This is a genomic window from Methylobacterium sp. Leaf465 (assembly GCF_001424705.1).
In the GTDB taxonomy this organism is placed as follows: domain Bacteria; phylum Pseudomonadota; class Alphaproteobacteria; order Rhizobiales; family Beijerinckiaceae; genus Methylobacterium.
In genome coordinates this window covers 1-25308 of the sequence record NZ_LMRA01000034.1, presented here as the reverse complement: position 1 = coordinate 25308, position 25308 = coordinate 1, and the positions used below count along the sequence as shown (strand labels likewise).

Here is a 25308-nt window from a genome sequence, read left to right as displayed (position 1 = left end):
GCCTTCCCGGCGGAAGACCCCGCACAGCGGCAGGATGACCCGAACGATGGCACGCCAGGACGCGCTCGAAACCTCGTTCCTCTACGGCGGCAACGCCGCCTACATCGAGGAGCTGCAGGCGGCCTACGCCCGCGATCCGAACGCGGTCGATCCGGAGTGGCAGACGTTCTTCCGGTCCCTGAACGAGGACAAGGGGCTTGCGGAGAAGAACGCGGCCGGCGCCTCGTGGGAGCGGCCGAACTGGCCGATCCACGCCAATGGCGAGATCGTCTCGGCGCTGGACGGCAACTGGGCCACCGTCGAGAAGGCGATGGGCGACAAGATCCGCGCCAAGTCCGACACCGCGTCGGCCCCGACCAAGGGCGCCGTCATCGCCTCCGCCCCCGGGATCTCGGTGGAGCAGGCGACGAAGGATTCGGTCCGCGCGATCATGCTGATCCGCGCCTACCGCATGCGCGGCCACCTGCACGCCAAGCTCGATCCTCTCGGCCTCGCCCCCCGCGGCGACCACGAGGAGCTGCATCCGCAGCATTACGGCTTCGAGGAGAAGGACTGGGACCGTCCGATCTTCCTCGACAACGTGCTCGGCCTCGAATTCTCGACCATTCGCGAGATCGTCGAGATCCTGGAGCGCACCTACTGCCAGACCCTCGGCGTCGAGTTCATGCACATCTCTAACCCGGAGGAGAAGGCCTGGATCCAGGAGCGCATCGAGGGCAAGGGCAAGGAGATCACCTTCACCCCCGAGGGCCGTCGCGCGATCCTGAACAAGCTGATCGAAGCGGAGGGCTTCGAGAAGTTCCTCGATCTCAAGTATACCGGCACCAAGCGCTTCGGCCTCGACGGCTCGGAGGCGATGATCCCGGCGCTGGAACAGATCATCAAGCGGGGCGGCGCCCTCGGCGCCGAGGAGATCGTCGTGGGCATGGCCCATCGCGGCCGCCTCAACGTGCTCACCAACGTGATGGCCAAGCCCTTCCGGGCGGTGTTCAACGAGTTCAAGGGCGGCTCGGCCAACCCGGCCGAGGTCGAGGGCTCCGGCGACGTGAAGTACCATCTCGGTGCCTCGTCGGACCGCGCCTTCGACGGCAACAACGTCCACCTTTCGCTCACCGCCAACCCGTCGCACCTCGAGATCGTCGATCCCGTCGTGCTCGGCAAGGTGCGCGCCAAGCAGGACCAGCGGGCCAAGCCCACGGTGGAGCGCACCCGCGTGGTGCCGCTGCTCATCCACGGCGACGCGGCCTTCGCGGGTCAGGGCGTGGTGGCCGAGTGCCTCGGCCTGTCCGGCCTGAAGGGCCACCGCACCGGCGGCTCGATCCACTTCATCATCAACAACCAGATCGGCTTCACCACCGATCCGCGCTTCTCGCGCTCCTCGCCCTATCCGTCCGACGTGGCGAAGATGGTCGAGGCGCCCATCTTCCACTGCAACGGCGACGACCCGGAGGCCGTCACCTTCGCGGCCAAGATCGCGATCGAGTATCGCCAGAAGTTCGGCAAGCCGGTCGTCATCGACATGCTCTGCTACCGCCGCTTCGGCCACAACGAGGGCGACGAGCCCGCCTTCACCCAGCCGAAGATGTACCAGCGCATCCGCAAGCACCCGACCGCGCTGGAGACCTACGGCAAGAAGCTCGTCGCCGAGGGCGTGGTGAGCCAGGAGCAGCTCGACGCGCGCAAGGCCGAGTTCCGCGCCGTGCTCGACGCCGAGCTGGAGGTCGCGACGAACTACAAGGCCAACAAGGCCGACTGGCTCGACGGTCGCTGGGCCGGCTTCAAGGCCGTGCGCGAGGACGTGGACGATCCGCGCCGCGGCAAGACCGGCGTGCCGGTGGAGACCCTGCGCGAGATCGCCCAGCGCATCACCACGCCGCCGCCCGGCTTCCACCTGCACCGCACGATCCAGCGCTTCTTCGACAACCGCGCCAAGGCGGTGGAATTGGGCCAGGGCATCGATTGGGCGACCGCCGAGGCCCTGGCCTTCGGCTCGCTCCTCATCGAGGGCCACCGCGTCCGCCTCTCGGGCCAGGACGTGGAGCGCGGCACCTTCTCGCAGCGCCACGCGGTGGTGATCGACCAGGAGAACGAGCAGCGCTACACCTCGCTGAACTCGATCCGTGAGGGCCAGGCCAGCCTGGAGGTCATCAACTCGATGCTGTCCGAGGAGGCGGTGCTCGGCTTCGAGTACGGCTACTCCGCGGCCGAGCCCAACGCCCTGGTGCTGTGGGAGGCGCAGTTCGGCGACTTCGCCAACGGCGCCCAGGTGGTCATCGACCAGTTCATCTCGTCGGGCGAGCGCAAGTGGCTGCGCATGTCGGGCCTGACCCTGCTGCTGCCGCACGGCTACGAGGGCCAGGGCCCGGAGCACTCCTCCGCCCGCCTGGAGCGCTTCCTGCAGATGTGCGCCGAGGACAACATGCAGGTCGCCAACTGCACCACGCCCTCGAACTACTTCCACATCCTGCGCCGCCAGCTGCACCGCGAGTTCCGCAAGCCGCTGATCCTGATGACGCCGAAGTCGCTCCTGCGGCACAAGAAGGCGGTCTCGCCGATCGAGGCGATGGCGGACGGCTCGAGCTTCCACCGCGTGCTCTGGGACGATGCCGAGCGCGACGAGGACGGCATCAGGCTCGTGAAGGACGACAAGGTCCGGCGCGTCGTGCTGTGCTCGGGCAAGGTCTATTACGACCTCTACGACGAGCGCGAGAAGCGCGGCGTCAACGACGTGTACCTGATGCGCGTCGAGCAGCTCTACCCGTTCCCCCTGAAGGCGCTCGCGGGCGAGATGGGGCGCTTCCGGAACGCCGAGGTGGTGTGGTGCCAGGAGGAGCCGAAGAACATGGGCTCCTGGGCCTTCGTCGAACCCTACCTCGAATGGGTGCTGGGCCAGGCCCAGTCGCCGGTGAAGCGCGCGCGCTACGTCGGTCGCCCGGCCTCCGCCTCCACGGCGGTGGGCATGCTCTCGAAGCACCAGGCCCAGCTCCAGGCCTTCCTCAACGAGGCGCTGGCGGTCTGACCGCCGGCCCCTCCTCCACGCTACTCGCCCCCACGTTTCGCGATCCGAGGGCGCCGCCGAGCGGCGTCCCAAACCCTCCGGACGGACACTGAACCATGGCAACCGATATCGTCGTCCCGACCCTGGGCGAATCCGTGAGCGAGGCCACCATCGGCCGCTGGTTCAAGAAGCCGGGCGACGCCGTGGCGGCCGACGAGCCCCTGGTGGAACTCGAGACCGACAAGGTCACCCTCGAGGTGAACGCGCCGGCCGCGGGCCAGCTCGGCGAGATCCTGGCCAAGGACGGCGAGACGGTGGAGCCCGGCGCGCTCCTCGGTTCGATCGTCGAGGCCGGGGCCGGCGGCGGCAAGGCCGCGGCGCCGAAGAAGGCCGAAGCCAAATCCGAAGCCAAATCCGAGACCAAGACCGAGAGCAAGCCGGCAGAAGCGCCCGCTCAGGAGTCGTCGGCCGGCTACGGCAACCACGGTGACGCCGTGCCTCAGGCCACCCGCGAGTCCGGCGACCACGGCCCCGCGGTCGCCAAGATGGCCCGCGAGTCCGGCATCGACCCTGCGACCCTGAACGGCAGCGGCAAGGACGGCCGCGTGACCAAGGGCGACATGCTCGAGGCCACGTCGAAGGCTCCCTCCGCTCCGGCCCCGGCCCCCGCGCGGGAGGCCAAGCCCGCCGCCCCGCGGGCGCCTTCGAAGCCCGACGATGCGGCGCGCGAGGAGCGCGTGCGCATGACCAAGCTGCGCCAGACCATCGCCCGCCGTCTCAAGGACGCGCAGGACACCGCCGCGATGCTGACGACGTTCAACGACGTCGACATGTCGGCCGTGATGGCGATGCGGAGCCAGTACAAGGACATCTTCGAGAAGAAGCACGGTACGAAGCTCGGCTTCATGGGCTTCTTCACCAAGGCGGTGATCGGCGCCCTCAAGGACGTGCCGGCGGTGAATGCCGAGATCGACGGGCAGGACCTCGTCTACAAGAACTACTACCACATCGGCATCGCGGTCGGCACCGATAAGGGCCTCGTGGTGCCGGTGGTGCGCGACGCCGACGACCTGTCGATCGCCGGCATCGAGAAGAAGATTGCCGGCTTCGGCAAGAAGGCCCGCGAGGGCAAGCTCTCCATCGAGGAGATGCAGGGCGGCACCTTCACGATCACCAACGGCGGCATCTACGGCTCGCTGATGTCGACCCCGATCCTCAACGCGCCGCAATCCGGCATCCTCGGCATGCACCGCATCGAGGAGCGCCCCGTGGTGCGCGCCGGCAAGATCGAGGCGCGGCCGATGATGTACCTCGCCCTGTCCTACGATCACCGCATCGTCGACGGGAAGGAGGCCGTGACCTTCCTCGTGCGCGTCAAGGAGGCTCTGGAAGATCCGGCACGCCTCGTGCTCGACCTCTAAGGCCCGGCAGCTGCCGTCCGCCGGCCGCGTTCCCGCGCGGCCGGACGCTTCCGCGCGCTTCGTCCATCGATGGTGGGGCATGACCCGCCGCCCAATCCAGCGAGTCAGATTCCCATGTCCTACGATCTCGTCGTCATCGGCACCGGCCCCGGCGGTTACGTCTGCGCCATCCGTGCCGCCCAGCTCGGCCTCAAGACGGCCGTGGTGGAAAAGCGGGCCGCCCATGGCGGCACCTGCCTCAACGTCGGCTGCATCCCCTCGAAGGCCCTGCTCCACGCCTCGGAAGCGTTCGAGGAGGCGGGCAAGCACTTCGCCGACATGGGCGTCATGGTCGGCGCGCCCGAGCTCGACCTCGCGAAGATGATGACGTTCAAGCAGGACGGCGTCGACGGCAACACCAAGGGCGTCGAGTTCCTGCTCAAGAAGAACGGTATCGACGCCTATCGGGGCACCGCCCGGCTGGCCGGTGCGGGCCGCGTCGAGGTGCTGTCCGAGGATGGCGGCAACCAGCTCCTGGAGACGAAGAACGTCGTCATCGCCACGGGCTCGGACGTCACGAAGCTTCCCGGTGTCACCATCGACGAGACCATCGTCGTGTCCTCCACCGGCGCGCTCACCCTGGAGAAGGTCCCGGGCAAGCTCCTCATCATCGGGGCCGGCGTCATCGGCCTCGAGCTCGGCTCGGTCTGGCGCCGCCTCGGCTCCGAGGTCACCGTGGTCGAGTATCTCGACCGGATCCTGCCGGGCATGGACGGCGAGGTCGGCAAGCAGTTCCAGCGCATCCTCGGCAAGCAGGGCATGCAGTTCAAGCTCTCGTCCAAGGTGACGGGCGTCACGGTCAAGGACGGGGCCGCCACCGTCACGGTGGAGCCCGCCGCCGGCGGCGAGGCCGAGACGCTGCAGGCCGACGTGGTGCTCGTGGCCATCGGCCGGGTGCCCTACACCGAAGGCCTCGGCCTGGAGACGGTCGGAGTCGGCCTCGACAACAAGGGCCGCATCCAGACGGACAGCCACTACGCCACCAACGTCACGGGCATCTACGCCATCGGCGACGTCATCGCCGGCCCGATGCTGGCCCACAAGGCCGAGGACGAGGGGGTGGCCGTGGCCGAGCTGTTGGCCGGCCAGTCGGGCCACGTGAACTACGGCGTCATCCCGAACGTGGTCTATACCTACCCGGAGGTCGCGTCCGTCGGAAAGACGGAGGAGGAACTCAAGAAGGACGGCATCGCCTACAACAGCGGCAAGTTCCCCTTCACCGCCAACGGCCGCGCCAAGGTGAACCACACCACGGACGGCTTCGTGAAGATCCTGGCCGACGCGACCACCGACCGCGTCCTGGGCGTCCACATCGTCGGGGCCGATGCCGGCAACCTGATCGCGGAAGTCGCGGTGGCGATGGAGTTCGGCGCCTCCGCCGAGGACGTCGCCCGCACCTGCCACGCCCATCCGACCCTCACCGAGGCGGTCAAGGAAGCCGCCCTCGCGGTCGGAAAGCGCGCGATCCACATCTGAGCCCTACGCTGTCCCTCGACGAAGACGGCCGCCGCTTCGTCGAGGGCGTCACGCCCTGGGTCGCTCCGCCCTCACGGAGCCGATCAGGGGGCTTGGCAGGCCATCACCTCGGCGGCCTGGGCCACGCTGAGGGCGCGCTCGCGAACCTGCCGCGGGAGGCCCGGCCGCTCGGAGACGGCGGCCGCGTCCCGCTGAAGGCGGACGTTGCAGGCGCAGGACCGATGCCCGGCCGCGTCGAAGCAGGCATCATGGCGCAGGCAGGCGGCATCGAGGTCGTCGGTGGGCGGCAGGCCCTCGCCCCGTTGGCCGGTCCCACAATAATTGCCGTGGAACAGGGCCTTGCCCGCCAGAACCTGCGCGAGATCGGCCTTGGGCAGGGGCGGCTCATCGGGTCGGTCGACCGGGGTCAGGTCGTTGGCCGGGCCACCGGCTCGGTCGGCCGAGCCGCGAAGCGCCCTGGGAATGCCGGAGTTCGGGCCGGGCTGGTTCAGGGGCTCGCCGGCCCGTCCGTTGGAATCGGCCAGGTCCGGCAAGGGCGGTGGCGGTCCTGGGCGCACCTCTTCCGCCTCGACGGCCGGTGCCTCCGTCGTGGTCTGGGCCGGTGCTTCCCGGGCCGTCAACAGCAGCAAGGCGGCGATCGCTACGGCGAGGGTGCGAAACCTGTCGGTCAAGGCTCGATCGTCTCCTGTCCCCCCAGACTCCTCCAGCGACGGCCCGGGGCGGGGATGATCCGGTCTCGGATGGATCGTCCCCGTGGGCCACGGAGGCGTCCCCGTCGGTCGGCAGATACGGCGAAGGTGGTGATTCCGTTCCACCCGCGATGATCCGCCCGTTGGCTCCGCGGTGCAGGCGATCGGCTCCCAGAGGTGATTGACAGGCCGGGGCGCGTGCGACCTCTGACGGGGTCAGCAGGCACCGGGAGAAGAATCATGAAGGTCGTGGCGGATCTGTGCATCGTTCCGATGGGCGTCGGCCCCTCGGTCTCGCCCTACGTGAAGGAGATCAAGGCGATCATCGACGCCAGTCCCCTCCATGCCGAGATGCATGCCAACGGGACCAATATCGAGGGCGAACTCGGCGATATCTGCGCCCTCATCGAAGCCTGCGAGGCCAGATTGAGCGAGATCGGCGTGCAGCGGGTCTTCTTCACCATGGCGTTCTCGTCGCGACGCGACAAGGACCAGTCCATGGCGGACAAGCTGAAGGCTGTTCTCTGACCATGACCCGCCACGGCGGGGATCGTCACGGCTTCGCTGGATCCGGTTTCGGTCGATCGAGCCTCTCGCCCGCCTCGCATTCCCGCAGGAAGGTCTCCCGGTGGGCGCTGGCGAGCCTGTTCTCGTCGGCCTGCGCCGCGCAGACCGCCTCGTCGCGCGCCTGCCCGGTGGCGGCCGGGGAGGGGGGCGGCGTCTGAGCCGAGGCCGGGGTCGCCAGCCCGAGGGCCAGGAGCAGGATGTGACGATGCCGGGTTGCCATGGGGGGGCCTTCCGTCCTGTGCGCCGTCCTGTTCGGTCCGCATGCCGGGGCAACGCGGCCGGGAGGCCCTTGATCCGCCGGCCGCCCGGACGGCGATGGTGTGTTGTCGTACGGAGAGGCAAGAAACGGAGAAAGAATTAACTGCCCCTCGGTGATGACTGGACTCTGGCGGCGGTCGTCCTCCTTGCTCCGACCGCCTCACCGCAGACCACCGATGGATGTCAGGGTCCTGACGATGCCTGAGCGACCCGTCTTGCTGCAGCGATTTCGATGGACGCATTCGGCCAGATGGCTGAGTGCCATCAACTTGCTTGCTGTCATCGGGCTCTGCGCCGTCTCGGCCTTCATGCTCTGGCAGATGCGCCTCGATGCGGCCCGGCGCTCGGAGGTGACATCGCGAAGCCTCGTGCAGGTCCTCGGGCGGGATATCGCCCGGAACATCGAGCTCTACGATCTTTCCCTGCGGGCCGTCGTCGACGGCCTGAAGCTTCCCGAGCTTGCCCAGGCCGATCCCGAACTCCGGCAGATGATCCTGTTCGATCGCGCCGCCACGGCCGAGAATTTCGGCCACACCCTCGTGTTCGACAGAACCGGGAAGCTCATCATCAGCTCGAAATCCCTCGCCCCCGAGCCTCTGAACTACGCCGACCGCGAATATTTCCAGTACCACGTCGCCCATCCGGGCAACGAGCTGCACATCAGCCAGCCCCTGGTTTCGCGTCTCACGGGCAAGCGCGTCCTCATCATCAGCCGGCGCCTGTCGGACCCGGATGGCAGCTTCGCGGGGGTCGTCCTCGGTTCGATCTACCTCGACTACTTCCGTCAGCTGTTCGCCGCCGTCGGCGCCGATCATGCCGGCACCGTCACCCTCTACGGTCCGGGTGGCACGATCATCATGCGCGAGCCCTACGACGAGGCCACCATCGGGCGGAGCGTCTCGGCCACGGACAGCTACCGGAGGTTCTTCGATGCGCCGGAGGGTCGCTTCACCGGCCCTGCGATGGTCGGCGAGGGCAGCCGCGACTTCGTGTTCACCAAGGTCGGCGACCTGCCGCTTCACCTCAGCATCGCCGTGGCGCCGGCGGAGATCTATGCAGATTGGTGGCACCGCGCCCTGGTCCTCGGGGCGGTGGTGCTGAGCCTGTGCGCGACCACCATCGTCCTGACCTGGCTGTTCGGGCGCGAGCTGCACCAGCGCAGGGTGGCGGAGCAGGCGGCCCTCGACCTCAACGTCCAGCTGGAGAAGCTGGCCACCACCGATGCGCTGACGGGCCTCGCCAACCGGCGACGGTTCGACGATGCGCTGGAACGCGAATGGCGCCGCGCGGTCCGCAACCAGCTGCCCCTCTCGCTCCTCGTCCTCGATGCCGACTACTTCAAGGGCTACAACGACCGCTACGGGCACCAGCGGGGCGATGAGGCCCTCCGGCTGATCGCGCGCTCCATCGAGGCCAGCATCGTCAATGCCTCCGACACGGCCTGCCGCATCGGGGGTGAGGAATTCGCCGTGATCCTGCCCGAGACCGACGCGGCCGGGGCGGAGATCGTCGCCCACCGCATCCGCGAGGCCGTGGCGGGCTGGAAGATCCCGCATGCGAGCAGCCCCCTCGGGGTGCTCACGGTCAGCCTCGGCTTGGCGCAGATCCCCGATGTCCGGGCAGCCGATCCCGCCGCCTTCGTCGAGGCGGCGGACCAGGCGCTCTACGCGGCCAAGGCGAACGGGCGCAACCAGGTGCAGTTGCGGCGCCGGGACAAGGCCGGCCTGCGCCTCGCCGCGGGCTGAACCCGGGCCCGGCGGTCGCGCAGACCTATCGCGGCCTGGTCGCCGGGGCGCCGAGTTCCCGGGCGATGCCGTCGAGCCCTTGGTCGTAGACGCCCTCGATGTCGGCCCGGGCCTCGGCCTCGCCCATGCCGGCCGGGTCGAAGGTGGCGCTCCACACCACCGTCGCGCCGGTGCCGTTCGGCCGGACCTGCAGGGTGGCGTTGTAGGCCCCTACGGGCAGGGGGCCCTCGATGAAGGCGTAGCTGTAGCTCATCCCCGCTTCGTCCCGCCGGGTCTCGGCCTCGACGAGGGTGCCGAGGCCTCCGGCGACGACGAGGCGGCGGACGGGCTCGTTGTCCTCGCGGTCGGCGTCGTCCCGGGTCCCGGAGGAGTCGCAGGCGACCACCTGCGGGTGCCACAGGGCGATGGAGCAGAAGCCGCCGATGAGCGCCCACACGGCGGCGGCCGGGGCCGGGATGTCGCGGCTGCGGGAGACCTCGATCGCGCCGGCCGGGCCGGCGAGGAGCGTGAGGGCGATTCCCAGGATGGCCTGCCGCATGATCGTCCCCCCCCCTGCCCGCTCAGCGCAACCGGCCGGCGGGCGGGAAGGTTGCGCCTCGCCTCAGGGGAGGGCACCGATGTCGCGCAGGTAGGCGGCGCTCGCCGGGTGCAGCCAGCCCCGGGGCACGGCCTCGACCAGGTTGCGCGGGTCGCTGTCGCCGCCCTGTGGGTCGCTTCGCGCGAGGCTCGCCTGGCTCCGCGCCAGGGCCGCCACGAAGCGCGCCACCCGCGCGCCGTCGATGTCCGGCCGGGCGAGGACGAAGCTCCAGGAGCCCACCGTCTCGATGGGCGCATGCTGCCCGGCGAAGACGTTCGCCGGAACGGTGCGGCGGCGCAGGGATGTCCCGCGTGCCAGGATGCGGTCGATCGCGTCCGGGGCCGGCCCGAAGAAGCGGGCGCCGCCGGGGGCCTCCGCCAGCGTCCGGAAGCCCGGCCACCCGAGCCCCGCCCCCCAGAGCGCCGCGGCGCGTCCATCCTGCACCATGACCGCCCCGTCGCCGGCCCGGTCGAGGAGGATCGGCTCGATGTCGTGGTCGGGGTCGATGCCCGAACCTGTCAGGACGGTCCGGCCCATGACGGTGAGGCCGGAGGCGTGGGTGCCGAGGACGACGCGCCGCCCCCGCAGGTCCGGCACACCGTGGATCGGGCTGGCTGCCGGAACGACGAAGAGGCCCGGCGAGGCGTTCACCGGCGCGACTACGGTGATCCGAGGCCCCGCCTCGGGCTCGGCCCTGAGGGCGTCATAGGCGTAGTCGCCCTGGACCAGGGCGAGATCGACGGAGCCGCCCTTCAGGAGACCGACATTCTCGGCCGAGCCCTTGGAGGGCCGCAGGGCGACGGACAGGGCGGGATCGACCGTGCGGAGCGCCTCCACCAGGGCCAGGCCGAAGGCGGGGAACGAGCCGCCGGGCGTCGCCGTCGCCAGTACGAGCCCGCCCGGCGTGCCGGCCGATCGCACGCGCTTGGACGGGACCAGCGTCGCCGTGGCCGCGATGAGGAATGAGCGCCTGAGCATGGGTCCATCCGCCGGGTCACGGGCCGCATTCAAGCGGAGGCCACGGAGCCTGCGCAAGGGGGCGCCGCACCGGAGCCGCACCCGCGCCGAGGGAGCCAAAACCGGTCTCGGGCGCTTGTTCCGATGAGACGGGGCCCGCTGGGCCCCGCGCCCCATGCCAGCTGACGAGATCCCCATGCGGACCCGATCGAAACTCGGCCTCGCGGCCCTGGCCGTCGTTCTCCTCGGCGGCGCGGCCTTCGTGCGCTTCGTCGTCTATCCCGAGCAGGCCACGCTCGAGGCCTCGGCCGGACAGGGCGCGAACCCGACCCTGCCGGCGCCCAACCCGACCCTGATGCCCACCGTGAACATCGCCCGCGTCGCCCGCTGGGAGAAGGGCACCAAGCCGCAGGCCGCGGATGGTCTGCAGGTGGCGGCCTACGCGGACGGGTTCGACCATCCGCGCTGGATGTACCTCCTGCCCAACGGGGATGTGCTCGTGGCCGAGGCCAACAAACCGCAGACCGACGACCCCTCGACCGGCGTCGCGGATTGGGTGGCCGACAAGGTGAAGAGTCTGGCCGGCGCCGGCGTGAAGAGCCCCGAGCGCATCGTCCTCCTACGGGACGCGAACGGCGACGGCGTCGCCGAGGAGCGCCACGTGCTCCTGAAGGACCTGCACTCGCCCTTCGGCATGGCGCTGGTCGGGTCGGACCTCTACGTCGCCAATGCCGATTCGCTGGTGAAGGTGCCCTACCAGGCGGGCCAGACCGAGATCACCGCGACGCCGGAGAAGGTCGTCGACCTGCCGTCCGGCATCAACCATCACTGGACCAAGAACGTCATCGCCAGCCCCGACGGGCAGAGGCTCTACGTGACCGTCGGCTCGAACAGCAATGTCGGCGAGAACGGCCTCGACAAGGAGACCGGCCGCGCGGCGATCTGGGAATACACGATACCCACCAAGCAGATGCGCGCATACGCCACCGGCCTGCGCAACCCCAACGGCCTCGGCTTCGAGCCGGTGACGGGCAAGCTCTGGACGGCGGTGAACGAGCGCGACGAGATCGGCAGCGACCTCGTGCCCGACTACATCACCTCCGTGCAGGAGGGCGGCTTCTACGGCTGGCCCTACAGCTACTGGGGCAACCATGTCGATGCGCGCGTGGAGCCGCAGAGGCCCGACCTCGTCGCCAAGGCGATCGCGCCGGACTATGCGGTGGGCACCCACACCGCCTCCCTCGGCATCGCGTTCTCGCAGGGGAGCCGCCTGCCGGAGGCCTGGACGAGCGGCCTGTTCGTCGCCCAGCACGGTTCGTGGAACCGCCGGCCGAAGAGCGGCTACAAGGTGATCTACGTGCCGTTCAAGGACGGCAAGCCCAGCGGGCAGCCGGTCGACGCGCTGACCGGCTTCCTCAACGCCGACGAGAAGGCCCAGGGACGCCCCGTCGGCGTGATCCTCGACAAGACCGGCGCCCTGCTGGTCTCGGACGACGTCGGCAAGACGATCTGGCGGGTGAGCGCCTCCACCCGGACCCAGTAGGCGCCTCCAGCCGCCGTCCCGCTGAGCAGCGGAAGTCCTGATGACAGAGACCAAGACCGATCCCTCGCGGCGCGTCCTCGTTGGGCGGCCTCTCCGCCGGCATGGTGGCCGTCCTGGAACATTCCGCGGGGGCACAGGAACAGGTCGCGCAGACCGACACCGCCCCGAACCCGCCGCGCAGCTATCCGAAGACCCCCTTCGAGACGCAGCAGCAGGCCTGGCCGGGGCTGGCGGGTCGGATGGTGCCGCGCCCGAACCATGGCGAAACCAGTTACACGGGGTCCGGGCGCCTCGCCGGCCGCAAGGCGCTGATCACCGGCGGCGATTCGGGCATCGGCCGTGCCGCGGCCATCGCCTATGCCCGCGAGGGCGCGGACGTGGCCATCAACTACCTGCCGGCCGAGGAGCCGGATGCGGTCGAGGGGTGGGGCTCATCCGGCAGGCCGGCCGCAAGGCGGTGATGCTGCCGGGCGACATCCGCGACGAAGGCTTCTGCCAGCGTCTGGTGGCGGACGCGGCGCGCGAACTCGGCGGCCTCGATATCCTCGTCAACAACGCGGTCTACCAGAAGTCCCAGGTCTCGATCCTCGACATCACCACCGAGCAGCTCGACCAGACCTTCCGGACCAACGTCTACGCGATGTTCTGGATCACCAAGGCCGCCCTCGCCCATCTCGGGCCCGGCGCGGCGATCATCAACACCGCGTCGGTCAACGCCTACGAGCCTTCCGAGACCCTGCTCGACTACGCTGCCACCAAGGCGGTGATCGTGAACTTCTCGAAGGACCTCGCCAAGCAACTCGCGGAGAGCGGCATCCGGGTGAATGCGGTGGCCCCGGGACCGTTCTGGACTCCGCTCCAGGTCTGCGGTGGGCAGCCACCGGAAAAGCTGCCGAATTTCGGCAAGGACACACCGATCGGGCGGCCGGGTCAGCCGGCCGAGCTCGCCGGCATCTACGTGTTGCTCGCCTCCGACGAGGCGAGCTACTCACTAGGCAGGTGTTCCGCGCCGTCGGCGGGCGCGGCGGCCCCTGAGGCGGATGGTACGTCCGGTCCGGTTGCGCTGAACAGCCCGCCGAGCTGGCGCGCGACGCCGACCAGGTCGGTCGCGTCGATCCGTTCATCCCGGTCATCGGCGTCCGCGTGCGGAAGCGCCTCGCCTGGTGCGGGCACCACTTCGAGGCCGGCACCTGGGTTCTGCCGGACCTCTACGGGACCACCGCGATCCGTGCCTCTGCGCGCGCACGAGGGCTGCGACCCAGACCGCTTCCGCAACCTTGACGCGTTCGACCTCCGTCCCATAACGGGGGCGGCGCGGCGGTCATCCCTGCCACGGCGAGGGCGTTACCCGGACTCTGAGCGAGACTCCGGCGGACCAACTCGCCAATGGCATGGCCAACCCGGCCCCCGTCCAAGACTGACCCTGGACCTCGCCGATATCCCCGCCCTGCCGCGTAGCGGTCTCATCCCGCGGGACGAGCACGCGATCAACGGTGGGCTCCAGCCTGGCGGGGGCCAAGCCCGATCGATGCGGCAAGCGCTGATCTGGTCTCGGAACCGGCATTCCGGCGACACTCAGATGGCTCGTGGCACCTGACGTAATCGGCGAAGCGGGGCGAACGGGTGGCCCGACCTGATCGTCGTCTTCCTACGGGACGATGCGAAGTGCACCAGCGTCAGAAGGTGCCATCGTCATACTCAGCGAGTCGACCCCAATGGATGGTGTCGATGTTCTCGCGCAACACCTTGGCCGGATTTCCTCCGACGATGCATCGGGCCGGAACGTCCTTGACGACGACGGCACCCGCCGCGACGATGCAATGGTCGCCGATCGTAATCCCGGGCATGATGATGCTCCGCGCGCCGATCTGACAGAATCTTCCGATATGGGTGTCCACGTGCATCTTGCGGATGTAATCGTGCGATAGGATCGTGGCTCCGAAAGAGACCGCCGTACCCTCTCCGATATAGACCCCTTTCGGATTTGAATGGTCCAAGTAGGCCTTGGTCGATATCAACGTGAGGGGGTGAATATTCATTTTCCAGATTTTTGTGAGATACAGCCATCTCAATTTAATAATCAGCCTGCGCGCCTTATTGCGGAGAATGATTGGAAGAGTAACTACGTTTGACGTCGGTTTTGCCATTTTTATTCTCGGCTTATCGAAAATCTGAGTTCGTGTATCGGCACGAGCATATGGAGAGTGGTTCTGACATCAGGAGAACATCGTAGCCGCATCTGTGCGTTGCTTCGGCAGCAACCAGCATTCCATCGACGTGCGGGCGTAGGATTTCAACCGACCGCATGACGCGCGCGGCGTCGAAATCAGCCGACCAGTCTCTCGGCCACAGGGTCGGAGGCGGATCCACGATTCGCGTCGATTCCAATTGTCTTCCGCCAGCATATCGTGAATTCGACCGACGCCAAAGGCGCCGCTTGCTCGATGACAGAACGGCTGCCCTCCAATGCGTCATGCGACCGAATTGCTCGCCCACGATCCGAGCAATTGGCTCCGCGCGACACATCCAGGCAAGGCTGGCACTGACTGGACCTGATCTGCGGGCAGTCCCTGCCGACCCGCTAAGACAGGCTCTGTCCCACGCTCTCGGGCTCATGTCCCGGTGCCCTCAGGGGGGCTCAGGCCAGACCAGCCGAAAGCCGCGACGGCACTCACGATTTGGATTCCGTCGCGAAATGGGTTTGGGTGCACTGCACGCGCGCGCCGCGAATCGCTCGAATTGAAATTGGAACAGTGTCGAGAGTGGCGGATAACTTCGCTTGGAAATACTTAGGATCACCACGATGCGTACAGAAATCATTACATTGCGTAACCTCGCAGATTGGCGATCTGGCAATGCAAAAAAGCACAGTTTTGCAAATAATTAATCGAACATCGCCTGGAAAGCACAATGACATGTCCCGTGAAAATTTAAGTTCTAGAGTAAGCGAATAACATATCCAACTATTTTCCTAAATTTCAAAAATTTCGTCGGTGGTATGCATTTCCGACTATGAGGTGTCTGCACAGATTTCAGAGCTTTCCTCTCCACACGGACTCGGATCGTTATGCAAAATAAATGTACCAGGTATGTTGGTTTCGATTGACAAAGTGTTGATTTTGAATAGCCCCTCCCATCCACATTCAGGAGCGAGAGCCAGCGTTCTCGATTCAAGCAAATGAGAACTAGAGATACGTTGGGATCGTTGGCCGAATCCGGAAACACATCCGGCTTCGACTACCTGAGATTGTTCTTGTCCATCAGTGTCCTGGCTTGGCATAGTGCTGGCATCGTCTATGGTCGAGATCAATCTTTTTTCCTTGCGGGCTCCCCGCTCGGGCATTTGACATTCCTCATCTTGCCTATGTTCTTTGCGCTCAGCGGGTTCCTGGTTGCATCCAGCTTGGTGCGCAGCCGAACGCTCATTGAATTTCTCGGACTGAGGATCTTGAGATTGGTTCCGGCCCTGGCTGTCGAGATCTGCCTGTCGGCGTTGGTGCTCGGTCCGATCATGACCTCGTTCAACATTCAATCCTACTTTACGGATTATGAGTTTATTTCTTACTTTCTAAATATCGTTGGCTTGATTCACTTCCAGCTTCCTGGTGTGTTCTTGTCGAACCCGATCCCTTCCATCGTGAATGGATCCCTGTGGACCGTACCCTTCGAGTTGGAATGCTACATCGCACTGGCAGCGCTCTGGGTTTTGCGACTGCGTGGGAGTGGGCCAGCGGCTCTGGTCGCATTGGTGCTCTGGTCCGGGCTTCTCGGAACGCGCTTGCTCATGGGCGCCTATGAACCGATCGGACCAGATGCACTGAACGGACGCCTCTTGGTTGCCTATTTCCTTGCAGGCGTGTGCCTCTACCAGTACCGATACCGGATACCGTCCGACGTTCGCCTGTTTGTCGTCGCCTTCGCCGTGTCTCTGGTCATGATAAAGTCGAAGTCGGCAATTCTTCTTTCTCCGTTGTTCGTTGCCTATGCGACCGCCTACGTCGGTCTGCTTCGTCCGAAAAAGCTTCCGCTGATCTTCTCTGGCGATTATTCGTACGGCATCTATCTGTATGCGTTCCCGATCCAGCAAACGGTGTACGCCCTGGTGCCGCAGTCTCACGGATGGGTGCCGCACTTTCTGTTATCGCTGGCAGCCACGGCCGCTCTCGCCGCGTTCTCCTGGCATACGATCGAGAAGCCTCTGCTCAGATTGAAGCGCCACCTCCGATTTGAATCGGACGTCATCGCAGCGGAGTTCAGTCCGGGATCCGGCCATAAAACGTCCCGTTGGCGGCTCCCCAAGGTGGGTCTCGGCAGACATAATGATGTCAGCGACCCGGACGCCGCTGTCGCGCCTGAACGCCCTCGCCATCGAACCTGACCGGTATCTGTCGGAGAGGTGTGCCATCGGCTTGGATCGTTCGGGATCCTGAGGGCGGCTCCGATGTGATCTGATGCCTTATTGTCCAGGAGCAGCGCCGTAGGCTCTCTGTCAGCCGATCTGCGTGAACGCGTCGTGTGCTGGCACGCGACCATCATGCGGCGAGGACGCACCTGGGCCAAGCTCATGGACGGTCATCAGTGCTCGCACATCATCGCAACCGGGGCCGACCCGTTTCGATCTGGCAACGCCTGAACAGGTCCTGCATGCGTTGTGCGCCCGACCGACCCTGGCCTGCGAATCGGGGCGAGCCGCTTGGCCCGCTGCTGCGTGCGCCATGGTCGACCATCACGGCGTCACGCGTAAAAACAGCGGTGCCGCCGACGAGCGGGACTGGAAGGGCGTGACAGTACAGCTGTTGGCCAGGGGCTTAACGGCGACCGTGCGCTTCGACGCATGATCGGGCCCGCTTCCAGCGCCCTGGCGAGGAAACCGCGGTGCAAGCCTTGAAGCAGGGTGACGCGATCGTGCGCGACACCCTGCCGGCTCACAAGCCCGGCAGCATCCGCGAGCGCATCGAGGCGGCTGGTGAAACGACTGCTCTACGTGCCGGCCTGCGCGCCCGATCTCAACCTGATCGAACAGGCGTTTGCCAAGCGCAAGACGCTGCCGCGCAAGGGTTCCGAACGCCCCATCGAGGGCGTGTGATCGCCCATCGGACACCTCGTCGAGACCATCACATCGGACGAGCGCGCCAACGTCTTCGTCGCAGCACGATACGGAAAGGGTTAAACCCGAAGCGCCCTATATCCGTCAGCCAAATATAAAAATCGGAAAACGGGTATCGAGCACTTTTCATGTCGCGAGCAAACGAGGCGAAGCCTAAAACAGTTGGCTTGCAACATCATTGAGCTTCATAGCGACGATCTGGAACTTCGCGATACTGGGTTAACCGCCGGGTTTTACGATCTATCCCTAGATATCCATAGTAAGGCCGGCGATCATATGTTCGATCGCGTTCTACACAGAGGGGATATCCCCGATACCATGGGCGGCGATCCACACGAACCACCACATCGTCCCAATGCATTCGATCGCAGTCGATACCAAGAGCCGAATAGGTCGAGCGACGTGCAACGTCAGGCGCAGTGAAATCAGCGGCTACCCCAGTCATTGGAAGGCTGCCGACGATCAACGCAACTGAGGCAATACTTATGAGACGCATAGATTGAGCTATACGCGATGACGTCGCTCAACGTCAAGCTCGGAATCAAAGGTCCAAGCCTGGGCACTGATCATCGATCAGGGGTTCGGTCACCACTGGCAAGGGATGGGAAAACGCAGCTCTCCCGCGTGCCGCACAGATGCGTACGGCCGTAGCCAGAAGAAAGGTTCGTTCGTCGTCGTCTGAGAGACTGCATCCATGAGATGCAGATCGATCAGATTCGATCACGTTGTGGAATCGGCAATGTCGTCTCTTTCGGGAGCGGCACCCGTGCCGTCGGCCCATCTTCGCCAATCGGAATCGGTCATGGCCGGCGCCCAGACCGACCGCTCGTCCCCCACCATGCCGCCGCCCAGACCCACGACGATCCCCGTTGCAGAACCGCGACGCGGTTCGCCGCCCTCAGCGTCCTCGCGGACGCTACCGGCAAGCGCAGCCGTTACGCCAGCTCCGACGAGCCGCGATAGCACCTGCCGCTGTTGGTGGAGCGCTCCTGACTTCAGCCGCCAGCTTTAGACCCTACGCAGTCTCACGCTTTGAGATGCCGTCTGCATGACGTGGTCTGCCGAGCCTGATCGCTACAGGTCAAACCCGCTCCACCAACTACACAGACCAAACATCGAGCTGGATCCCGTCCAAATCCCAACCCGATCTTGCCCCGGGGTTCCTATCCAATCGGACACGACATCGCGCCGCGAAAGGCCCGGCATCGGCCAGCGCTTCTTTTCGTAGTGATATTCAAGGCTCGCAATTCTAATCCCGATCTTCCCGGCGCCCCTTGGTGCGTAAAGGATGAATTTTTACAACGTTCGGACCTTGTCGTGGAGTCGAGGCGAAATCTCACATCTTTCGAGGATCGATCGATTGATGATGGGTTAATGGTTTGCTAACAGCGCTGAAGGCTAGAAGCTGAACAATGGAATTCGGTGATGCGCGTCGTTCCGGTCGCTGCGTTGGTGCTGTCGATCATGATGGGTGGGGATGCGTCGGCAGCTTCGTGCAGCTCCGCCTTCGGCATGGCATCATCGGCCGACAGCGACGCATTCAAGGCGGATCCCTTCTCGATCCTCAAGGGTGATGCGAAGGGTGGCGCCCTCGCTCGCTCGACCCGCGAGCTCGTCCTCGCGAATACGGACTTCGCTGATGTCATCCTTTCGCTGGGCGTTGCGGCCAATGGCGGTCAGCGAGCCGCGATGGGCGCGGGCCTGGGCCAGGCGACTCTCGCATGTGCGCGCACGCAGCCTGAGCTCGCTCAACAGCTGCAACTGGCCCTTCTCTCCCGAGGCAGCCCCGAGCTGACGGAAGCCTTCAAGGCAGTGGTGGGTGAAATCCCGACCACGGCCGTCAGCATTCCTGCGGCGGCTTCGTCACCGCTCGGCGGTGGTGAAGCGAGCCTGATTGGCGGCGGGCAAAACTCCGTGCCGCAGGGCGTTGTTCAGGCGGCCGGCGGAGGTACGGGCTTCGCCATCAGGCTCGTGTCGGTTGCGCCTACAGCCCGCGCGCCGAGCTTCTTCTCGCCGATCGGCAGCATTCCGACTGGGGGGCCTTCTGGCGGAGGCTCGACGAGCGGAGGATCGTCCCCGGCCCCGGTCGCTACGGTTCCTGGTCCGGTCGCCGGCGCGGGGATGCCGGCCCTCGTGATCATGGTTCTTTCGGCCTTGGCCTTTCTTCGCCATCGCGTCCGTTCGCGCGCGGCCTGAGCGGCCGCCCGGATAGTGGTGTGTGGCCGATCACTGACCATGATCGAGGCAGTCGGCGCGATCGCAGAGGCAGCCTCCTCGACGTGCCTCGATCCGTGCGTTTGACCCATTAGGGCAAATCGACTTCACGCCCTTGGGCATTGCTTGCCATCTCGCTGACATTTTTTGCTGGCTGAGAAATTTGGTGAGCATGAATGGTTCAACGCGATGTCCAGGACAGTTCACTGGTCGAGCCTGGGAACTCAGAAGTCGTCGATCAAAATTTCTTGATCGTCGGAAGGTGTCCGTTCGCCCTCAGACGATCACCAAAAATATCGATGATCGGCGGACTGCTTACGTAGAAATTTCGAGCTTGGTTGCATTTTGGCGCTTGTAAATCTGCTCCGAACTCATCTGCCAACTTCTCAGATGGGCGATGCTGCTAGGACAAATAGCCCTCTTCACAAATTCAAGTCTGTCGGTTACCGAAATTTTAAGGGCCCGCCTGGTCGCTCCGCCAGTTTCCGCCTCGTTGAAGGGACCACATGGCCAACTCCGCGCCCACGATCTCCGGCACAACCACTTTAACGCTGAGGGAGGGCAGCGCTTCGACTTACGCGCGCAGCGGCAACCTTTGGTTCTCGGACGCGGATACCACCGACCAAATCACCGTCGGGCTGGCAGGCCAGTCCGTGACCTACCGTTCGAGTGCCGGAGCTGACCTGACGGCAAGCTTGAGCGACGCGCAGCGCGCCAGTCTTCTCCAGGCGTTCACCATTCCCGGCGGGAATCTCGGGCGCAACAGTGGGTCGCAGAGCTGGACCTACACGCTCGGCGACAGCAGCCTCGACTTCCTTGCTGCGGGCGAAACGATCACGGTCACGTCGGTGGTTCAGGCCTCTGACGGCAACGGTGGGATCATAGCGCAGAATGTCGTCGTCACACTGACCGGTACCAATGACGCGCCGACCATTGCGGCCGTTGCCAACGGCGACCCCACGATCACGGCTGCGGTCTCCGAATCTGCGGGGATGACCGGGAGCGGCACGGTTTCGGTGCGCACGGGAAACATCGGCTTCTCCGATCTGGATTTCACCGATGCCCATACCGTCACGGTGAGTCCGAAGGCGGGTGGCTATGCGGGCGCCGTCTCGGCAGTCGTATCTGCGGATTCCACCGGCGGACGATCAGGTCGGGTCGACTGGACCTACACCGTGGCCGACAAGGCTCTCGATGTTTTGGCTGCGGGTCAGCAGGTCACGCAACTCTATACGATCACTGTCTCGGACGGAAAAGGCGGTCTTGCCAAGCAGGACATCGCCGTCGTCCTGACCGGGTCCAACGACGTCCCGACGATCAGCGGCGGAACATCGGCGGTTTTTTCCGAGGGCAGCGCGACGAGCTACGCCAAGAGCGGAACCGTCCTGTTCTCGGACATCGACGCCACCGACCAATTGACAACATCGATCGTAAGCCAGTCGCTGCAATGGAAGACGTCGGCCGGCGTCGACCTCACTGCAAAGCTGACGACCGATCAGATTTTCGCGATCACGAAGGCGTTCTCGCTGCAACTCGGGGACCTTGGCAGCAACAAGGGATCGGCCACTTGGTCCTTCGCCGTTGCGGACAGTGCCCTGGACTTCCTGGGCCGACTCGATGTCCTGACCCTGACGACGACAGTTCAGGCGGACGACCACAACGGTGGGATCGTTGCCAAGCCCATAACGCTCACGATCAGCGGCATCAATGATTCGCCGACGATCGAGGCGCTGAGCCCCGGCGACACCAAGGTCACAGCGAACATCACGGAAACCGCCGGTACCTTGAACTCGGCAGCCGTACTGGGGACCCAGGGGACGTTCGCGTTCACTGATCTCGATGTCAACGACCTTCATACGATGAGCTTCAAGCCGGTGGGTGCCGGTTACATTGGAAAATTCACTCCGACCCTGATCTCGGACTCGACCGGCGGTCAGGCTGGTGCCATCAGCTGGACCTATACGGTTGCCGATAAGGCGCTCGACTATTTGGCGGCCGGCCAGAATCTGACGCAAGTCTACGCAATTACGATCGCCGACGGTAAGGGCGGCACTGTCGTCCAGAACGTGACTGTCAACATGACCGGCGTGAACGACTCTCCGGTCCTGACCGGTATCGCCAGTGGGGCGACGATCTACGAGCCGCTCGTGGCGGCATCCGGATTCGTGATCAGCCGGGGCGGCACGATCAGCATTGCGGACCCCGATGCGACCGATCGCCTGTCAGTCAGTGTCGGCGCCTACCAGATCCACTACTTTGATGTCTTCGGAAACGATCTCTCTGCGCAGCCCAGCGGGTCGCTCACCGATGCCCAGCGCAGCGTGATCGCTCAGGTTCAGGAACTCGGGCAGTATCTCACGATCACCCCCACGACCTCCGGGGGGGCGGGGACGGTCACCTGGAGCTACGCGATCGATCCGGCGAAGCTCAGCTTCCTGGGTGCAGGCGAAAGCGTGAGATTGAGTTCGGACGTTGTGGTCCAGGACGTGGTCGCGTCAGGCCAGGCATCGGGAACGCAGGTGATCCAGCCGATCAGTGTCACGCTGGTTGGCGCTGATGCGGCGACATCCGTGAAGGACCACGTCGCTTCGATCGTCGACAAAAGCTACCTTGCCACGATCGGCTCTGATTTTTCGGTGGGAAGCCAGTCTGCCGCCGGGTCGCTGCGCCCATGGAGTGCGCTGACGGGTCAGGACGGCGTAACGTTCCGCGCTCCGATCACGGTCGAGATCACTCAGAATGGCGCCAGTTTCGATGGCATCGACTTCCGTGGTAAGCAGGTCATTGTAAAAGCCGACAACGTCACCTTCACGAACTGCTACTTCGACACGTCCGCTCTGATTGGGCAGAGTCCGCTCACGATCATGGCAGGTTATGCCAACACTGTCGTCGATCATTCGACTTTCGATGGTCTTAAGCGGGAATATTCTGTTCCGGACTTGATCGTCTCGAACGGCATCAATACGACCCTGTCGAACAATTTGATCCTCAATGCGCCCGTCGATGGCGTCTATATTGAGAGCGGACGCGTTGTCGGAAACTACATCGCGGGTGGTGGCTATTTCCCACCCGGCCACTCAGACGCGATCTGGATCGGCAAAACCACCGGCTCGGTCGTGATCGAGAACAACGTGATCGACTGGCGTACGCCGGCCGATGCGCGTGTGGCGCCCAACAATGCGATCCGCATCTCCGGCGAGGCCGGAAACGTCAACGACGTGACGATCCGGAACAATGTCCTCCTGGGCGGCAACTACACCATCACGGTGACCGCCGGCGCGACCTGGACCCATACGGCCGATCAGGTCGGAACGATCACGAACGTCCGCATCTACGACAACGTCATCGATTACGGTGTCACAGGCTCGATTGATCCGGAGGATCGTCCGACCGATCTTTATATCGCCCATAATTCCGCGACCACCGGCTCTGGCGTCTTCTTCGGATCCGAGGCGACCGGTGCGATGCCGAACCTGGGACAGATGTCGGTGATGAGCGGCGGCGCGTCTCCGTCGGTCGTGACGTCTTTCGGAGGGGCCTACATCATTGGGGGCCTTGGGTCCGACATCCTGAATGCTCAATCCGGTGCCCTGAACGTCATCCAAGGCGGTCTCGGTCGCGACTTCATCGCGGGTGGTCCGGGTCAGAACATCTTTCTCTATAAGTCGATCGCGGACGGAAACGACTGGATCAAAGTCTTCAACGCCGCGACGGACAAGATCGATCTTTCTTCTCTCGTGGAATTGGAGAGCCAGCAACTCCATGCCACCGATTGGTTGTGGCTCGATGGCGGCGCCTTCACGGGACGGGCGCACCAGATCACGTACACCTACAATGCCGCCCTCGATCGAACGGTCGTCGCGATTGATATCAATGGCGACCTCAAGACGGATTTTCAGATCCAGATTTCCGGTCGGCAGACGCTCACCCAATCCAATTTCGTGCTCGAGCACACGGATAAGCCTGCGAGTGTCCTCGGCGCGTTGTGGTCCGGTAGCGGATTCAATCTTGCGACCACGACCCTGACGCTTCCGTTCAACGCCGCCGAGGCGCCACTCGTCGTGCGTGACGGTGTCGTCGCGCTCCAGGACAGCGACGGAACGCTCCTGCCCATTTCCGGCATGGGCACCTACGTGTTCCTCGACCGGACCGTCGTCGAGAATGACGGGTCGCCGCTGATCGATGATCTGTGGTACCTCGCATCGTACCATGTCCCCGACGTCGGCTACACCCAGGGCGGATGGCAGGCCGGGTACGACCCGAACCCGTATTTTTCGACCAAGGGGTACCTCGCGCTTCACCCCGATCTCGTCTCAGCTGGCCTCAATCCCCTCGACCACTGGTCGTCGTTCGGCTGGCAACTCGGCTACGACCCGAGCGCGAGCTTCGATGTCAAAAGCTACCTCCTGCGCTACGCAACCGTCATCACGCCCGGCGTCGATCCGCTGACAGACTACATCACCGTCGGCAAATCGGCAGGCCGTGTGGCGTACGGGGCGATCGGCGATTCCATTGCGGGCACGGGGTTCGACCCGGAGTACTACCTCCTGGCCCACCCGGATGTGGCCGCGAGCGGTCTCGATCCCTACAGCCACTACCTGAGCGTCGGTTGGCACGAAGGGTACAATCCCAACGCATTCTTCAATGTGTCGTATTACTTGGCCCAATACCCGGACGTGGCAGCATCCGGAGCCGACCCGCTGCAGGATTACCTGGGCGTCGGCTGGCAAGCAGGACGCAATCCAAGTGCGGACTTCGACGGAGCGATCTACCTGGCGATGAATCCCGATGTGGCCGCATCGGGTCTCAATCCTCTGGTGCACTTTCTCCAGATCGGCGCGAACGAGGGCCGAGTGGCCTTCCCGGTCGGTTCGGTGACGGGTGATGCCGCACCGAGCGCCGCCAACGACGTCGCCACAGTGTTCTCATCGGGCCTGACCGTCTCCGCAACGGCTGGCGTGCTCGCCAATGACGTCGATGCCAACGGTGACGTGCTGTCGATCATCGCCGTCGACCACGACGGGTTCAACGTCGGGCAGGTGGTCCACGGTCGCTACGGCGATCTGACGATGGCGAAGGACGGATCGTACCAATACGTCACGACGACCCTTGATGGTCCGTTGGGAACGCCGCTCTACGATACGTTCAACTACGCACTGACAGACGGTCACGGCGCGAACTCCAGTGCGACGTTGACGCTTCGTGTCGATCGCGCCGGGACTGCCGGTGACGACGCTCGGAACCTGACGATCCATTCGGGCGAAGGGGCGTCCGTCGACGCGGCGGCCGGCGTCCTCGCCAATGATAGCGATCCGGACGGGGCCCTCGCCGTCGTGGGTGTCGGCGGCGTTCCGGTCGGCTCAACGATTCAAGGCTTATACGGCACCCTCGTCATGGCTCCGGACGGCAGCTACGCCTACACGCGGACCACCGACACCCTGCCGGCGAACGCACAAGACAGTTTCCATTACACGGTTGCGGATGGAAGCGGCCAACTCAACTCCGCCTGGCTCACGATCAGTCTGAGCGAACCTCCGGTCGTGAACCTGTACACGCCGACAATCTCCGGTACGACCGCGGGCACCGTGATCGAGGATGCGGGCGATGCGGCGCAGACGACCGGCACGTTGGTTTATTCGGACGGGGATCTGGGGGACTTGCTGACGACGTCGATCGTCGGTCAGAGCGTTTCGTACGCGGACGCGTCGGGGGGGGAT

Annotated in this window: 14 protein-coding genes and 1 pseudogene; 10 read left to right on the top strand and 5 right to left on the bottom strand. The window is 65.1% G+C overall.

What is annotated here, in order from left to right:
* Positions 1-46 precede the first annotated feature (46 nt).
* The 3 genes from ASG51_RS15215 to lpdA all read left to right on the top strand — a co-directional run bounded on the left by ASG51_RS15215 (position 47) and on the right by lpdA (position 5934).
* The gene (locus tag ASG51_RS15215; protein WP_056381735.1) at positions 47-3019 is read left to right on the top strand and encodes a 2-oxoglutarate dehydrogenase E1 component; all 2973 of its coding nucleotides are present in this window, start codon (positions 47-49) and stop codon (positions 3017-3019) included.
* A 95-nt stretch (positions 3020-3114) separates the two neighbouring features.
* Complete coding sequence (gene odhB / locus ASG51_RS15210) at positions 3115-4419, top strand: 2-oxoglutarate dehydrogenase complex dihydrolipoyllysine-residue succinyltransferase (protein ID WP_056276569.1); 1305 nt, start codon at positions 3115-3117, stop codon at positions 4417-4419.
* Between the two features lie 114 nt (positions 4420-4533).
* Positions 4534-5934, top strand: a complete 1401-nt coding sequence (gene lpdA / locus ASG51_RS15205; protein ID WP_056276574.1) for a dihydrolipoyl dehydrogenase — start codon at positions 4534-4536, stop codon at positions 5932-5934.
* Between the two features lie 83 nt (positions 5935-6017).
* Here the strand turns inward: lpdA and ASG51_RS15200 are convergent, their stop codons facing one another.
* Complete coding sequence (locus ASG51_RS15200; RefSeq protein WP_082501444.1) at positions 6018-6563, bottom strand: hypothetical protein; 546 nt, start codon at positions 6561-6563, stop codon at positions 6018-6020.
* 300 nt (positions 6564-6863) lie between these two features.
* Here ASG51_RS15200 and ASG51_RS15195 point away from each other — a divergent pair, with 300 nt between their 5' ends.
* Positions 6864-7151 carry an MTH1187 family thiamine-binding protein gene (locus tag ASG51_RS15195; RefSeq protein ID WP_056218179.1) on the top strand — a complete coding sequence of 96 codons (288 nt, stop codon included), beginning with the start codon at positions 6864-6866 and terminating at the stop codon, positions 7149-7151.
* Positions 7152-7176: 25 nt separating this feature from the next.
* Here ASG51_RS15195 and ASG51_RS15190 read toward each other — a convergent pair whose 3' ends face one another.
* On the bottom strand, positions 7177-7410 hold the full coding sequence (locus tag ASG51_RS15190) for a hypothetical protein (RefSeq protein WP_056276577.1): 234 nt from the start codon (positions 7408-7410) through the stop codon (positions 7177-7179).
* A 307-nt stretch (positions 7411-7717) separates the two neighbouring features.
* Between ASG51_RS15190 and ASG51_RS15185 the strand changes: the two genes are divergently transcribed.
* The gene (locus ASG51_RS15185; protein ID WP_056381734.1) at positions 7718-9193 is read left to right on the top strand and encodes a sensor domain-containing diguanylate cyclase; all 1476 of its coding nucleotides are present in this window, start codon (positions 7718-7720) and stop codon (positions 9191-9193) included.
* 25 nt (positions 9194-9218) lie between these two features.
* Here ASG51_RS15185 and ASG51_RS15180 read toward each other — a convergent pair whose 3' ends face one another.
* A complete protein-coding gene (locus ASG51_RS15180) occupies positions 9219-9731 on the bottom strand; it encodes an SRPBCC family protein (protein WP_056276587.1) in 513 nt (170 codons plus the stop codon).
* 63 nt (positions 9732-9794) lie between these two features.
* Positions 9795-10748, bottom strand: coding sequence for a TAXI family TRAP transporter solute-binding subunit (locus ASG51_RS15175; RefSeq protein ID WP_056381732.1), 954 nt, complete (start codon positions 10746-10748; stop codon positions 9795-9797).
* 175 nt (positions 10749-10923) lie between these two features.
* Here ASG51_RS15175 and ASG51_RS15170 point away from each other — a divergent pair, with 175 nt between their 5' ends.
* Both ASG51_RS15170 and ASG51_RS25155 read left to right on the top strand, forming a co-directional pair.
* Entirely contained in the window at positions 10924-12270 is a 1347-nt protein-coding gene (locus tag ASG51_RS15170) for a sorbosone dehydrogenase family protein (RefSeq protein WP_056381728.1), read from the top strand.
* Between the two features lie 101 nt (positions 12271-12371).
* Positions 12372-13270 (top strand): annotated as a pseudogene (locus tag ASG51_RS25155) (SDR family oxidoreductase); the annotation flags it as partial.
* Positions 13271-13946: 676 nt separating this feature from the next.
* Here the strand turns inward: ASG51_RS25155 and ASG51_RS15160 are convergent.
* Positions 13947-14417, bottom strand: a complete 471-nt coding sequence (locus tag ASG51_RS15160) for an acyltransferase (RefSeq protein WP_082501434.1) — start codon at positions 14415-14417, stop codon at positions 13947-13949.
* Positions 14418-15448: 1031 nt separating this feature from the next.
* Between ASG51_RS15160 and ASG51_RS15155 the strand changes: the two genes are divergently transcribed.
* From ASG51_RS15155 to ASG51_RS15145, 3 genes are all read left to right on the top strand, one after another.
* Positions 15449-16648 carry an acyltransferase gene (locus ASG51_RS15155; RefSeq protein ID WP_082514030.1) on the top strand — a complete coding sequence of 400 codons (1200 nt, stop codon included), beginning with the start codon at positions 15449-15451 and terminating at the stop codon, positions 16646-16648.
* Between the two features lie 2154 nt (positions 16649-18802).
* A complete protein-coding gene (locus ASG51_RS15150) occupies positions 18803-19573 on the top strand; it encodes a hypothetical protein (protein WP_056381724.1) in 771 nt (256 codons plus the stop codon).
* Positions 19574-20097: 524 nt separating this feature from the next.
* Positions 20098-25308, top strand: a 5211-nt coding sequence (locus ASG51_RS15145; RefSeq protein WP_156389741.1) for a VCBS domain-containing protein, incomplete at its 3' end; no start/stop codon positions are given.